13 protein-coding genes are annotated in these 12975 nt (G+C 62.9%); 5 read left to right on the top strand and 8 right to left on the bottom strand.

Annotation, left to right across the window (positions count from 1 at the left end; translation table 11 throughout):
• Positions 1-1712 (top strand): PQQ-dependent sugar dehydrogenase (locus VSX60_RS06665; RefSeq protein ID WP_327623365.1); only part of this gene is annotated, 1712 nt, incomplete at its 5' end.
• Positions 1713-1807: 95 nt separating this feature from the next.
• Positions 1808-2551 carry a c-type cytochrome gene (locus VSX60_RS06660; protein ID WP_327623364.1) on the top strand — a complete coding sequence of 248 codons (744 nt, stop codon included), beginning with the start codon at positions 1808-1810 and terminating at the stop codon, positions 2549-2551.
• A 48-nt stretch (positions 2552-2599) separates the two neighbouring features.
• On the opposite strand, the gene VSX60_RS06655 is transcribed toward VSX60_RS06660, so the two are convergent.
• The 3 genes from VSX60_RS06655 to VSX60_RS06645 are packed head-to-tail and all read right to left on the bottom strand — an operon-like array spanning position 2600 to position 4909.
• Positions 2600-3241: a TVP38/TMEM64 family protein gene (locus tag VSX60_RS06655; protein ID WP_327623363.1), complete on the bottom strand. Its 642-nt coding sequence runs from the start codon at positions 3239-3241 to the stop codon at positions 2600-2602.
• A gap of 7 nt (positions 3242-3248) precedes the next feature.
• A complete protein-coding gene (locus VSX60_RS06650; protein ID WP_327623362.1) occupies positions 3249-4172 on the bottom strand; it encodes a TatD family hydrolase in 924 nt (307 codons plus the stop codon).
• Positions 4169-4909, bottom strand: a complete 741-nt coding sequence (locus VSX60_RS06645; RefSeq protein WP_327623361.1) for an EboA domain-containing protein — start codon at positions 4907-4909, stop codon at positions 4169-4171. The genes VSX60_RS06650 and VSX60_RS06645 overlap by 4 nt, the downstream gene beginning before the upstream one ends.
• Before the next feature lie 293 nt (positions 4910-5202).
• Between VSX60_RS06645 and VSX60_RS06640 the strand changes: the two genes are divergently transcribed.
• Positions 5203-6588 carry an alkaline phosphatase family protein gene (locus VSX60_RS06640; protein ID WP_327623360.1) on the top strand — a complete coding sequence of 462 codons (1386 nt, stop codon included), beginning with the start codon at positions 5203-5205 and terminating at the stop codon, positions 6586-6588.
• A gap of 23 nt (positions 6589-6611) precedes the next feature.
• Here VSX60_RS06640 and VSX60_RS06635 read toward each other — a convergent pair whose 3' ends face one another.
• The 3 genes from VSX60_RS06635 to VSX60_RS06625 are packed head-to-tail and all read right to left on the bottom strand — an operon-like array spanning position 6612 to position 9844.
• Positions 6612-7454: a UbiA family prenyltransferase gene (locus tag VSX60_RS06635; protein ID WP_327623359.1), complete on the bottom strand. Its 843-nt coding sequence runs from the start codon at positions 7452-7454 to the stop codon at positions 6612-6614.
• Entirely contained in the window at positions 7451-8638 is a 1188-nt protein-coding gene (gene eboE / locus VSX60_RS06630; RefSeq protein WP_327623358.1) for a metabolite traffic protein EboE, read from the bottom strand. The genes VSX60_RS06635 and eboE overlap by 4 nt, the downstream gene beginning before the upstream one ends.
• Entirely contained in the window at positions 8639-9844 is a 1206-nt protein-coding gene (locus tag VSX60_RS06625) for a 3-dehydroquinate synthase (protein WP_327623357.1), read from the bottom strand.
• Between the two features lie 100 nt (positions 9845-9944).
• Between VSX60_RS06625 and VSX60_RS06620 the strand changes: the two genes are divergently transcribed.
• A complete protein-coding gene (locus VSX60_RS06620; RefSeq protein ID WP_327623356.1) occupies positions 9945-10313 on the top strand; it encodes a transmembrane 220 family protein in 369 nt (122 codons plus the stop codon).
• Positions 10314-10597: 284 nt separating this feature from the next.
• Positions 10598-11419 carry an IS5 family transposase gene (locus VSX60_RS06615; protein WP_327623371.1) on the top strand — a complete coding sequence of 274 codons (822 nt, stop codon included), beginning with the start codon at positions 10598-10600 and terminating at the stop codon, positions 11417-11419.
• A gap of 119 nt (positions 11420-11538) precedes the next feature.
• On the opposite strand, the gene VSX60_RS06610 is transcribed toward VSX60_RS06615, so the two are convergent.
• The gene (locus VSX60_RS06610; RefSeq protein ID WP_327623355.1) at positions 11539-11802 is read right to left on the bottom strand and encodes a hypothetical protein; all 264 of its coding nucleotides are present in this window, start codon (positions 11800-11802) and stop codon (positions 11539-11541) included.
• Between the two features lie 957 nt (positions 11803-12759).
• Positions 12760-12972, bottom strand: a complete 213-nt coding sequence (locus VSX60_RS06605) for a KTSC domain-containing protein (protein ID WP_327623354.1) — start codon at positions 12970-12972, stop codon at positions 12760-12762.
• Positions 12973-12975 lie beyond the last annotated feature (3 nt).

The raw sequence follows: 12975 nt of genomic DNA, 5'->3' as shown, positions 1-12975 counted from the left end.
TCCGGACCACGCCTACTTCAATCAACCGCTTCTCGCAGCGGCATAAAACCCGGCAGACGATCCACTTATCAAGCCGTCGAGCCTGTTCAGACAAACCGAGCCACCTCTCTCACCCGCATTCCGACACCTGGCGACGTCAGCTTCCTCATCAATCGTCGATTTTCGTGATGGGCGAATCTGCCCGAAACCGTGGCCTTGACGGGCCTGGTGGCCGATGCTTCGCGGATTGCGCTGCCCGCCGCCTTCCTTGCCATGTGGTCAACCCCCACGGAGTGGTCCGAGGCAAACCGCGAAAAGTCCAGCGATACGTTGCGTCAAAAAACAATTTTGAAGTGGGTCCGGCTCGGGTAGGATGCCCTGGCGCGGCAAAGAATTGCTTGCGTCAAAAAATGGGAGGAAGAAAAATGTTGCACACCAATAAGGTGTTGCGCGGGCTGGCCTTGGTCGCCAGCTTTATGATGGGAGGCATCACCGCGGCCAACGCCCAGGTAAACATCGAGTTTGAAGAGTATGTTACCGGCGTCAACGCACCTCTAGCCATGGTTCAGCCCGCCGGCGACGACCGCAAGTTCGTCATCGAGCAGTTCGGCAAGGTCCGGATCATCGATGCCGACGGCAACCTTCTGCCGACACCGTTCCTGGACATCCGGAACAAGATTGTCGACCAGTGGCATGACTTTGACGAGCGTGGCCTTTTGGGCCTGACGTTCCATCCGGATTTCGCCAACAACGGCAAGTTCTACGTTGCCTATTCGTCGAAGACGAATTTCCAGGGCGATCTCGGGAAGTTGTTCTGGTGGGATCACACGAACTTTGTCGAGGAATACACGGTCTCGGCGGACGATCCGAATGTGGCGAATATGCATTCGGGCCGGATCATCACCGAGATCGACTGGCCGCAGTTCAACCATAACGGTCACTGGATCGGCTTCGGTCCCGATGGCATGCTGTATATCTCGACCGGCGATGGCGGCTATGCCAACGACTGGGGCATCGGCCACAATGTCACCGACGGCAATGGCCAGGATCTGTCCGTGCTGCTTGGCAAGATGCTGCGGGTCGATGTGGACAACCCTGCCGACGGCAACAACTACGGCATTCCGGCCGACAACCCGTTCGTCGACAACGACGAGGCGCGTCCGGAAATCTATGCCTATGGCCTGCGCAATCCGTGGCGGTGTTCCTTCGACACCGAGGATGGGCGGCTGTTCTGCGGCGACGTGCAGCAGAACAGCTATGAGGAGATCGACATCATCGAGGCTGGTGGAAACTATGGCTGGCGCAAGAAAGAAGCGACCAGGTGCTTCGACTACACCCAGCCCGACAACCATCCCGACAGCTGCGACTCGGCTGACCTGATCGATCCGATCCTGGAATATCCGAACTGCACCGCCAAACCCGACGGCTGCAAGGGTATCTCCAACACCGGTGGCTACGTCTACCGCGGCGCCAATGCCGACTGGAACGGCAAGTACATCTTCGGCGACTGGTCGAAGAGCTTCGCCGCCATGGACGGCCAGATCTTCATCGGCACGCAAGACGGCGACAACTGGTCGATGGAAGTGGCGAACATCGTCAACATGGAGGGCAAGACGCCCTACATCCTGGCCTTCGCGCAGGATGCCGATGGCGAGGTCTATGCCCTGACCTCGATCACGACGGGTCCGAACGGGTCGCTTGATACGATCTACAAGATCAAGCCGGCCAACTGAGCCATCCGCCCGAACACGCGGCGCCGCGGGCTCATCGCCCGTGGCGCCGTTTATGCCGGAACGAGACGACTTCGAGCAACAAGACAAGGATTGCCATGTTTAGGTTTGCACCACTGATTTCGGCGCTTGTGGTCGTGATTGGCTCCGCCACACCGGGATTGTCACAGGACGCGACGGCCGGTGAGGCCGTGTTCAAGAAGTGCAAGGCATGCCACCAGATCGGTGCTGACGCCAAAAACGGTGTGGGGCCGGTGCTCACCGGCGTGATCGGTCGCCCGGCTGGCTCCGCCGACGGCTACAGATATGGCAAGGGTCTGGCGGCCGCGGGCGAAAAGGGCCTGGTCTGGACCGAGGAACTCGTGACCAACTTCGTGACCGATCCCAACGGCTTTCTTCAGGTCTATCTCGATGACCCGAAGGCCAAGTCGAAAATGTCGTTCAAGCTGAAAGACGAAAAAGATCGCCTGGACGTCGCGGCCTATCTGGCGACAACGACCGATGCCGATGCCGCGGCGGCGCAGCCCGAGCCGGCCCCCGAAGAGACCCGCACGGTCGAGGAAGTGATCGACGATCAGGTCTTTACCGAGGACTTTCTGGCCGATCCCGCCAATATCAAAACCGGCAAGGACATCTGGTTCGCCCAGTGCACCCATTGCCATGGCTTCAAGGCCTATCCCGGCAAGGCACCGAAGCTGAAGGCTGGCAAGTACAAGCCCGAATTCGTGTTCAAGCGGGTCTACAAGGGCTTCAAGAAGATGCCTGCGTGGCGCGACAGCTATAGCATCGACGAGATCAGAGCGATCGTGGCCTATGTCAAAAGCCCGGGCTTCTCGCCGTAATCGGCGGTTCCCGAAGCGCTCTCCGGGTCCCGGTTTTCGGAGGGCGTGTCAGGACGGTCGCGATCGGCGCGTCAGAAAAGGCCGCAGCGCCAGCCACGGGGCCAGCGGCGCAACCGCGCTGATCGCCAGGGTGAGCGGCACGTTGTCCGCGCCGAAATGGCCGGCCGCGGCGAAGACGAAACCCAGCGGAATGGCCCCACAGGCGAGCGCGGCGAGATAGCGCCGGAAGGGCATTGCGGTCAGCCCGGCCAGGAACGAGATCGTTTCCGGCAGCACCGGCAGCCAGCGCGATCCGGCGACGAGCCAGCCGCCCCAGCGATCGAACAGAACCCGCGCCTCCGCAAAGCCCGCCGCTCCGGCCAGACGCTCGGCGGTGCGCGGGCCGATCAACCGGCAGATTCCGTATCCGACGAGCCCCGCCAGCATCGACCCGCCCGCCGAGACCGCTCCGCCGAACAGCGGGCCGTAAACGATGCCGAGCGCCGCCATGACCGCCGTCGCCGGCACCGGCAGCGCGATATCCGATGCGATCAGACCGAGGCCGGCCAGCCAGGCCCAATCGCCGAACTCGCGCATGAACCCCGCCGCGCCCTTTTGCGACAATGTGGCCTCGATACCCTCTCCCCAGATCAAAAAGGGAATGGCGCTGACGCCGATGAGCAGGAGGACGATCAGGAGCAGGCGCGGCATTTTCCGATCATTCGATCATCAGCCGGCTCGCGCCGCGCTCCGTCGGCGACTCGATGTGCGGCTCGCGGCCACCTCTGAGGATGGTGTTTCCCTCGAACAGGGTCCGCTGGTCGATGGCCGGTGGATCGAGCCAATCCTCCTCCCTCATCTGGCCGGACTGGCCATAGGCGTCGAGTGCGTTCTGATAGCAGACGAGGCGAACCGTTGCCTCCGGTATGCCGCTGTCGAGCGCGAGCCTGGCGGTCTTGGCGACTCCCAGGCAGTCGGAGATTCCCCAGTCGCAGGCGCTGTCGACGATGATCCGCTCGCCGCCATATTGCCGGAGAAGCTCCACCATCCGCGCATTTCCCATCTTAGTCGACGGGTAGATCGAGAACCCCGCCCAGAAGCCCCTTTGCAGGGTTTCGGCCACGGTCTCCTCGTTGTTGTGATCGATGATCACCATGCTCGGGTCGATGCCATGCTCCTCGCAGACATCCATCGAGCGCGACGTGCCGCGTTTCTTGTCACGATGCGGCGTGTGAACCATGACCGGCAGGTTCAGTTCCTTGGCCAGCTCCAGCTGCAGGCGAAAATACTTGTCCTCGAGCGGCGTCTGTTCGTCGTAGCCGATCTCGCCGATGGCCACGACGCCCTCCTTCAGGGCAAAACGGGGCAGCCATTCCATCACCCCCTCGGCCAGCTCCTCGTTATTGGCCTCCTTCGAGTTCAGCCCCACCGTGCAGTAATGGCGGATGCCGAACTGCCCGGCGCGGAAGCGCTCCCAGCCGACGATGGCGGACAAATAGTCGACATAGGTTCCGACGAAAGTGCGTGGCTGGCCGAGCCAGAAGGCCGGCTCGATCAGGGCGACGACCCCGGCCTCCGCCATGGCCTGATAATCGTCGGTGGTGCGCGAGATCATATGCGCGTGAGGGTCGATCAGCATCATGTCAAAGCCTCCTCGGTCAGATGCCCCTCGGCGATCGCCCGATCGAGCTGGCCGGCAATCGCCGGATCGCGGCGGAAGGGCTTCACCGGGATCCAGATTTCCGGCGGCAGCGGCCGCCGGGCGGCCCAGCGTTCCCGCGCATAGTCGACCAGAATGCGGGCCAACTCGGGATTGGCGCGCTCGCCGAGCCCGACGATCGGCGCCAGCTGACTGCCGATGAAGAGCGCCTTCAGGATCATGTGGTTCCAGCGGTGCTCATCGAAGATATCACGCGGATAGGGATTGCCGTGCGCAATCGCCTCGAACACCGGCTTGAGGTTGGATCGCAGCCCTTCTCCGACCTCGAATTCCATGCTCTCCGGCTCGGGATAGAGCGGCAAGCCGCGGTAGAGCGCGATCAACTCGGCCGCGTCGGCGGTCCGGCGCAAATCCTTGAACGTCTCGGCGAACGGACGGGTGCCGCGAAAGCGCAGCAGCCCGAGCACCCTGGCGGCTCCGTCGATGCTCCAGCCTTCGGGTTGCCAGCCGGGCCGCGCGCTATCGGCGTCGGATTCGTCCGCCTGCGACAGGCAAAGGTCCGCCTTGCCCAGCCGCCGTGGCGCGAAGCCAAGAAAGATGTGCAGGTCGCTTTCCTTCGCGCCTTTCGACAGAATCTCAAGCTGTTTCCTGATCCATGGCGCCGCGTCTCCCGACTGAGCCGTCACCCATTTCTCAAGCAGCGCGTCCGGTTGCTCCACCAGGTTCTCCCCCATTTCTCCCTGACGCAACCATAGCCAGTACGCGGGTCCGAACGCCAGCATCTCAAAGCCGATGCCTGCGATTGTTCGCCGGGCAGGGTCGGTCGATGCGCCGCATCGAACCGTGCGAAGGCCCCGACGCCTTTCTCGGCCTCGACGGCCGCCGCAGGCCCGTGACCGAGAACAGGTCTCTTATCGGCTGAAGGTTGGTATGACGCTTGACACCGGACGGCTCGGCTGGCGTGGTCCGGTTTCCTTCGGCAGGCGTCCAAAACAGGGTTGAAAATCGCAAGATGCAGAAAACCCTTGTCATCCTCGTGGTCGGTCTGTCACCGGACCTTCTGGGCACACACACGCCGAACCTGAGCGCGCTGGTCCGGCGCGGGGTGATGCGGCCGCTCAATACGGTGACGCCCGCGGTGACCTGCAGCGTCCAGTCGACGCTGGTAACGGGTCTGCCCCCCTCCGGCCACGGCGCCGTCGCCAACGGCTGGTATTTCCGCGATCTCGCCGAGGTGCTGTTGTGGCGTCAGCCCAATCAGCTCGTCACTGGTGAGAAGATCTGGGACGCGGCGAAGGCCAGGAATCCCGATTTCACCTGCGCCAAGATGTTCTGGTGGTACAATATGTATGCCAGCGCGGATTTCTCGGCCACGCCGCGCCCGATGTATCCGGCCGACGGGCGCAAGATCCCCGATCACTACGCGCATCCGCCCGAACTACACAACGAGCTCGACGCCAGGCTCGGGCAGTTTCCGCTGTTCAAATTCTGGGGGCCGGTGGCGGATATCACGTCGTCTGAGTGGATCGCGCGGTCGACGCTACATGTCATGGAGACGCGCGCCCCGACCCTGACGATGACCTACCTGCCGCATCTGGACTACAACCTTCAGCGTCTCGGACCCGACCTCGCGCATCCGCGTCTGCAACAGGATCTGCGCGAGGTCGACGCCTTGTGCGGCACGCTGATCGAGGCGGCCGACAAGACGGGCCAGCGGATCGTGGTGGTGTCGGAATACGGGATCACCCCAGCGAGCGACGCCGTGCATATCAATCGGGCGCTACGGCGCGCTGGCCTCATTACGGTCCGGCCCGAGGAATTCGGCCGTGAAATTCTCGATGCCGGCGCCTCGGAGGCTTTCGCCATGGCCGATCACCAGATCGCCCATATCTACGTGAAGAACCCAGAGCGTGTCGCCGAAGTCGCCGCGCTTGTCCGGGCGCTCGACGGGATCGAAGCCGTGTGGGACGAGGAGGGGAAACGCGCCAACGGGCTCGATCACCCGCGCTCGGGCGAGCTTGTCGCGGTGGCGCAGGCGGATCGGTGGTTCAGCTATTATTACTGGCTCGACGATGCCAAGGCGCCCGATTTCGCGCGAACCGTCGATATTCACCGCAAACCCGGATACGACCCGGTCGAGCTTTTCGTCGATCCGGTCATCCGGTTTCCGAAACTCGCCGCGGGCTGGAGGCTGGCCAAGCGCAAACTCGGCCAGCGGCAGTTGATGGACCTCATTTCCCTGAAGGACACGCAATTGGTGAAGGGCACCCACGGGCGCATCACCGACAACCCCTCGGCCGGCCCGCTGGTCATATCCTCCGAAGCCGATCTGATGCCCGAAGGCGCCGTCGCGGCCACCGCCTTCAAGGCGTTGGTTCTGGATCACATCTTCTCGTGATCGCGCCTCATGCATAGGATGTATCAGGTGCCCGAAACGGCCCGTTGCAACAGCAGCGTCAGGGCAAATCCGGCGACGGCGAGGATCGCCAGCACGGGCTGACCGGCCCCGGCGATCAACGTCGCGTCATAAAGTGATATGCCCGCGATCAGGGTCACGACCGCTTTCGGCACATCGCCCTTGCCGCGCCGGAACAGGCGCCGCAGCGCCACCGCCACCACCGCCACCAACCCGGCCCAGACGGCTAGCGCCAGCGGATCGGCCGCGGCCTGCGTCAGCCCGTAGAGAACCGGCAGGGCCAAAACCGCCAGAGGCCAGGCCCGGTCCAGACGGTCATAGGCTTCCTGTTTGGCGGCATAGGTCAGACCGACGATATAGGCGAGGAGGGCGAGGGCGCCGAGCAGCACCGAACCGGTGACCTGACCGATCGCCAGAGCCGCCAGGACATAGCTGAGAAACCGGGTGACCCCCATGATCACGGGGCTCAGTACGGTGCGCTTGTGCAGCCAGTCGTAAAGGACAATCGCCAGGGCAAGCGCGATCCCCGCCGCTCCGGCGGCGGCGCCGAGCGTGAAGGCCAGCGCCATGCCGGCAAGCAGCAGCGCGAAACCGACGGCAAAGACGGTGCCGACGGCGATTTCGCCCATCGGGATGGGGCGGTTGGCGCGTTCGCGCGCGTCGACCTCGGCGTCGAAGGCGTCGTTCAGCCACATGCCGCCGATGTAGAACAGCGTCAGCGCCAGACCGACCACCAGCACGGACTCGGACGAGACCTGACCGGCAAGCACGGAACCGGCGATCGCGTTGGTCCAGACGGTCGGCAGGTTGGACACGCGGCCGAGCTTCAGGAATGTGCCGAAGCTCATTGCCGCAACTGGCCCAGAACCCAGGCGATTTCCCGTGCGATGTCCTTGTCGACCGTGGCGCCGCGCAGGCCGTCGGGCAGGACATCCCAGGTGTAGGTCTCGATCTCCAGATGCGGCGAAATCGGCTCGTCCCGGTGCAGCGCCAGGATCTGCTCGAGGAAGTCGCGGGTCGAGGAAAACGCGCCCAGATCGTCGAGGAAGATCGGCACATGGAAATGCACGCGCCATTCCTCGCCGTCGCTCGCCGCGCCCAGCGCCAGCGCTTCGGCCAGATCGACATGGGCTTTCAGCCCGTTGTCGGTGCGGCGGATCACCTGATGAAGATAGGTCGGCTCGTCGAAGGCAGCCAGCGCCTCACGCTCGGCGGCGCCCACCCGCGGTATTCGCAACGCGGCGCTCAGCTGCAGCTTGTGAACGGGGATTTCGGCCTGCCGCAAGGCGGCGATGCTGCCGGCGGGGTCTTCGTATTCCACGGCCGCGTGGCAGACATCGTAGCAAAGTCCCAGATGACGGGGCAGAGCGGTGGCGGCCTCGAGCGGCGTCAGCCCGGTGAGACGAGCGATACGTTCGGCGGCGGCGCGGCTGAACAGATGTGCCTCGAAGAAGCCGACGGTCTCGGCGATGGTTTCCAGAAAGCAGAACGGTTCCGGCTCGATCGCCAGCGCGATCGTCACGCCGGTTCGGGCCTCGAGCGCGACCAGATGGGCGACGCAGCGCAGATAGTTCTCGGCCATCGCGGCCTCGGCCCCTTCGGCCAGCGGCTTGAAGGTGCCCGGCACCGTGCTCAGGCTGACCATCTCTCCCGGCGGGGCGATCTCGGCCATCAGATCGGCCAGCTCGTTGGTGTAGCGCACACGCTCCTCGCTCCGCCAATCGGGCTGGTAGACGTCTTCCTTGACCCGCGTCCCGTGAAAGGGGCCATAGGGGAATCCATTGACGGTAATGGCGCGGAAGTCGTTCTCGTCGAGCAGTGCTTTAAGTTCGGCGCGCCGGACCGGGTCTGACAGCTCCGCCAGGGCGTCGCCGGAAAACCGCAGGCCCACGGCAAAGGGCGCATCGGGGTTGACCGCCGATTTCACCGCCGCGACGGGCCCGCTGAGCGCGTCTTTGACGTCGTTCCAGCTCTGGGTCGGGTGAATGTTGAGGCAATAGGTGAGGTGCCCGAGCCGGTCGTTGAGTTTCATTCAGATTCTTTCGCGGGCTTTCAGCCAGTTCAGTGCCTGGCGCACAAGGTCGTGGTCCATCCGGTTGACCTCAACGCCGACCCCGAGCTCCCTGAGCAGGGTAATCGACAGTTCCCCGCCCAGATGTTCCTGAAACTCCCGCAGCCCCGAAAGGATCGACGAGCTGCCCCTGGCATCCGCCGCGTCCAGCGCCGGATGCCAGATCCGGAAGCCAAGATTTTCCAGCAGCACGACGATCCGCTCGTCCTCGCCTTCGGCTAGCAATCCCGCCAGCACAGAGTAGCGGGCATCGAGCGCGATGCCGATGGCGACGGCCTCGCCGTGGCGGACATGATGGCTGGTCATCGCCTCCAGCTTGTGCGCCGACCAGTGGCCGAAATCGAGCGGCCGGGCCGATCCCGTCTCGAACGGGTCACCGCCATGGGCGATCTGGTGCATGTGCAACTCGGCCGAGCGGCGCACCATGTATTCCTCCGCCTCGGGCTGGAAGGTCGCGAGCTGGTCGACGTGTTCCTCGAGCCAGTTGTAGAAGTCCCGGTCGCGGATCAACGCGACCTTGACCGCCTCCGAAATCCCAGAAATGCGCTCGCGGCGGGGCAGGGACATCAGGAAATCGAAATCGTTCAGCACCGCCCAGGGCGGGGCGAAGGTGCCGACGTAATTCTTGATTCCCTTGAAATTGACCGCGTTTTTCACCCCGACGCCGGAATCGTTTTGCGACAGGACTGTCGTGGGGACGCGGATATGGCGAATTCCGCGATGCGCCGTCGCCGCCACCAGACCGACCGCGTCGAGCACCGCGCCGCCGCCGATCGCGATCACATAGGAGTGCCGGTCGATCGCATGGGCATGGATCGCGTCCTGCATGCGCTCTACATAAGCCAGTTCGCGTTTGACGATCTCGCCGCCCGGAATGAGCATCGGCGGGGCGATCAACTGCAATCGTTCGCGATAAACTTCGAAATAGGCCGCGACCGCGTTCTCCAGGCCGGGTACCGTGCCCGCCACCCCCTCGTCGATGATGAACAGACAGCGATGCCGTTTCGCGGTGTCCTCGCGGGCCACGGTTTCGGCAAAAAGCGGATTTTCGGTGCGAAACAGGCCACGGAGGAACGCGACCGGGTATTGATACGGGACGGCGAAACGCTGCCACACGACATCACCGTGCCCAGCCTCGGCCAGGCTGGTTGACGCATTGACCTCCATACATTCCTCCCACGACGCGGCGTCGCCGCTTGACCTGTCGGCCTGGCTATAGCCTAGTCTCAGGATGACGGTGTCTCAACCCTAGAATAGGAGCGTCGAAATGCGGATCCTTTCCGCGATCTTCTGCATCCTTCTCGTCCTGTTCACGCTGGTTCAATACAATGATCCCGACGCGTTGTTCTGGGGGCTGATCTATGGCGTTGCCGCTCTGTGGTGCGGACTGGCTGCCTTCCGGCCGGCCGTGTTAGCCCGACCCCTCTGGCGCGGTTTATACGCCGCGACCTTGGCCCTGTCCGTCGTCGGAGTCGTCTGGTTTTGGCCGACGACGCCCGGCTTCTGGCGCCAGGAAGTCTGGTGGGAAACCGAAACCGCGCGCGAGGGCATGGGCATGATGATCGTTCTGATCGCCCTGATCACCGTCTGGTTCGCGTCGCGGCGCGGCAGGACCGGCGCGCGATCCGTGCAATAGGGAATTTCTTGTTCCGCCGGATCCGCCAGGATGCCGTCGAAGCTGTAGCGATTATCGCTCCGATCGCGCTTCACCCGGCGACCAGCTCCGTCGAAGCCTGAGAGACCGTTTGAGAAGGGTTGGCATGGAGGCCCGATTGCNTTCCGCCGGATCCGCCAGGATGCCGTCGAAGCTGTAGCGATTATCGCTCCGATCGCGCTTCACCCGGCGACCAGCTCCGTCGAAGCCTGAGAGACCGTTTGAGAAGGGTTGGCATGGAGGCCCGATTGCGATTCACGCTTTTGATGTGGACCTCAGCGAGCCGTGGCCGAATGGCCGATATCGAGAAGCGATCGAAGCGTTATCCGACTGATCTGACGGATCGGGAGTGGGCGGTTGTTGCGCCGTTCCTGCCGCCGACGGCAAGCACGGGACGCCGGCGATCGGTCGATCTACGCGAGGTGCTGAACGCCATTCGCTATCTGGCTCGGACCGGTTGCGGCTGGCGCATGCTGCCGAAGGATTTTCCGCCGTGGCAGACGGTCTACTGGTGGTTTCGCCGCTTCATCCGACTGTTTCTGTTCCGCACGATCCACAATACCGCGCTGATGATCGACCGGGAGCGGGCGGGTCGGGAGGCGAGCCCCACCGGGGGTATCCTCGACAGCCAGTCGATCAAGGCGCCGCAGGGTCCGGCTCGCGGCTATGACGCAGGAAAGAAGGTGAATGGCCGCAAGCGCCACATCGCCGCCGATACCGACGGACGCCTGTTGATGGTCAATCTGACCACTGCCGACATCTCCGATAGCGCCGGCGCCCAGATGATCCTCGACGCGGTCCGCAAGCGCTGGCCGTTCCTGAAGCATCTGTTCGCTGACGGCGCCTACGACCGCAAGCAATTGATGGACAAGGCGGCCTATCGCGACTTCATCGTCCAGGTGGTCCGTCGGATCGACAATGAGCCGGGCTTCAAGGTGTTGCCGCGACGCTGGGTCGTGGAGCGATCCTTCGGCTGGATGGTTCGCTGGCGCCGGCTCGTGCGTGACTACGAGGAACGCACAGACGTCTCCGAGGCCATGATCCACGTCGCTATGGGCGGTCTTCTACTGCGAAGGATCGCTCACTGATGAAAGTTCTCAAACGGACTCTAACGGCGTTGATGTTCCTCGGTGCGTAGGGCGAATTTCTGGCAATAAGCGCCATCCCTTGGAAATATTTTGCTGCGAGCCGACAAAGCCGCTCGTGGTCATTTCTCTGCGGCCGCGTCGCTAGATGATTTCGGCCGAGCATGAACCTTCCTCAGAGCATTCGCGTCATCCAAATAAGGCTTTACCGATTTGGACGCCTCACGCCTGATTTCCGCAATCCGATCCGGTGGCTGATCTCGGGCCTCGCTGGCCGCATTGCGCCATATCCCGTTTACCGTCTGTTTGATGTCTTCGAAGATCCGCCGGGCATCCTCGTCGGTCCACTCATAGGTCTCGAATGCGCCCATCGATCGATCGTCCATCTCACGCTGATCCGGAAGCTAAAGGTGCCAGAGCGGACAAAGTAGCCTCGAATCGCGGAAAATTGCGATAGCCGGCTAGCGATCGCACCATTTGTTGCCTTGATTCGGCCAAGGCTGCGACAGGCCTTCTTGGATCAACACCTGACCGGCATCGCGATCATCGGCAAAGCGGACCCGCGCGAGTTCACGGCCGAACACGGGGAAAGGGGGCCTGCCGTTGCGGGGCCGAAGCGATTGCCGGCGCGGTGGGCTCCGCGGGCGACGCGGTGACAAGCTCCGGGATATGCCGCGCCACGAAGAGTGCGGCGAAGGTGACGACGCATGCACCAGTGAGGAGAGCCGCGAAGGATGGTGATCGCCATGTCCCTTCTCACGGCCCCAGCATGCCGATGATCGTTCAATGATTTCTTGCCGGAGGCTGCTCTGCGGACGTCCGCGAGGGTCAATGGCCGCAACGAAGAAGGGGCGGATCATCACGGGGCGGTCCCGCCAGGGATCTTCGCCAAGGGTCCAATAATCTCCACTTATCGGACCCTTGCACGATGAAGCTTGTGTCTTGAAAGGAGAGCGGGCCGCACAGGTGTACGAAATGCGAACGATACGGCGTTATCGTTCCGTTCGTATCGTTCGTGAGCATTTGCTACTGCGGTACGCGGCCGGTGGAAACCGGCGGCTTCGCGCCCCTTTACGACGTTCCGCCTGACCGTAGTGATGCTCCGAAGCAGCCGTTCATTCAGCTACCAGACAGCCGCAACCATGCCGTAAAATAAGCAATGAAATGGGATTGGTCTCCGCCACGAGAAAATGGGAGCCTTTCCACCGGCTTGCGACCCGGTATGGACAGGGTCGTCTCGCAACCTCGTTTGGCGTTGCTGAGGGTCGCGCCACACAACCGGGCGCGAGTGGGAAAGACGCTTACCGCAGTATCCTGATTTGTAGCTGGAAACAGGGGCTAGACTAACCGACACGCGAGTACGGGTAGCCGTTCTTAATGTAAACGTTCAAAAATTGCCCCTTGGAGGGAGCTGCCATCAGCTGATCATTGAGACCAGAGGGTATATTGAAATACTGGTAGATCGAGCCATTAAGGAACTCGATCTCCAGTGTTTCGCTGTTGGAGTCGTAGCCGATCGACGCGATATTGCTAGAGGTGACGGGGTCTCGGATCATTGC

Origin of the sequence: Aurantimonas sp. A3-2-R12, assembly GCF_036016755.1 — a bacterium.
Taxonomy (GTDB): domain Bacteria; phylum Pseudomonadota; class Alphaproteobacteria; order Rhizobiales; family Rhizobiaceae; genus Aurantimonas; species Aurantimonas coralicida_A.
The sequence above is the reverse complement of the archived record's forward strand: the minus strand, read 5'-3'. Positions and strand labels throughout refer to the sequence as shown.

Bases quoted from the DNA above. Each gene is read 5' to 3' on its own strand.
- VSX60_RS06660 (WP_327623364.1), top strand. From the start codon at position 1,808: ATGTTTAGGTTTGCACCACTGATTTCGGCGCTTGTGGTCGTGATTGGC.
- VSX60_RS06655 (WP_327623363.1), bottom strand. From the start codon at position 3,241: ATGCCGCGCCTGCTCCTGATCGTCCTCCTGCTCATCGGCGTCAGCGCC.
- VSX60_RS06650 (WP_327623362.1), bottom strand. From the start codon at position 4,172: ATGATGCTGATCGACCCTCACGCGCATATGATCTCGCGCACCACCGAC.
- VSX60_RS06640 (WP_327623360.1), top strand. From the start codon at position 5,203: ATGCAGAAAACCCTTGTCATCCTCGTGGTCGGTCTGTCACCGGACCTT.
- VSX60_RS06635 (WP_327623359.1), bottom strand. From the start codon at position 7,454: ATGAGCTTCGGCACATTCCTGAAGCTCGGCCGCGTGTCCAACCTGCCG.
- eboE (WP_327623358.1), bottom strand. From the start codon at position 8,638: ATGAAACTCAACGACCGGCTCGGGCACCTCACCTATTGCCTCAACATT.
- VSX60_RS06625 (WP_327623357.1), bottom strand. From the start codon at position 9,844: ATGGAGGTCAATGCGTCAACCAGCCTGGCCGAGGCTGGGCACGGTGAT.
- VSX60_RS06620 (WP_327623356.1), top strand. From the start codon at position 9,945: ATGCGGATCCTTTCCGCGATCTTCTGCATCCTTCTCGTCCTGTTCACG.
- VSX60_RS06615 (WP_327623371.1), top strand. From the start codon at position 10,598: ATGTGGACCTCAGCGAGCCGTGGCCGAATGGCCGATATCGAGAAGCGA.
- VSX60_RS06610 (WP_327623355.1), bottom strand. From the start codon at position 11,802: ATGGACGATCGATCGATGGGCGCATTCGAGACCTATGAGTGGACCGAC.
- VSX60_RS06605 (WP_327623354.1), bottom strand. From the start codon at position 12,972: ATGATCCGAGACCCCGTCACCTCTAGCAATATCGCGTCGATCGGCTAC.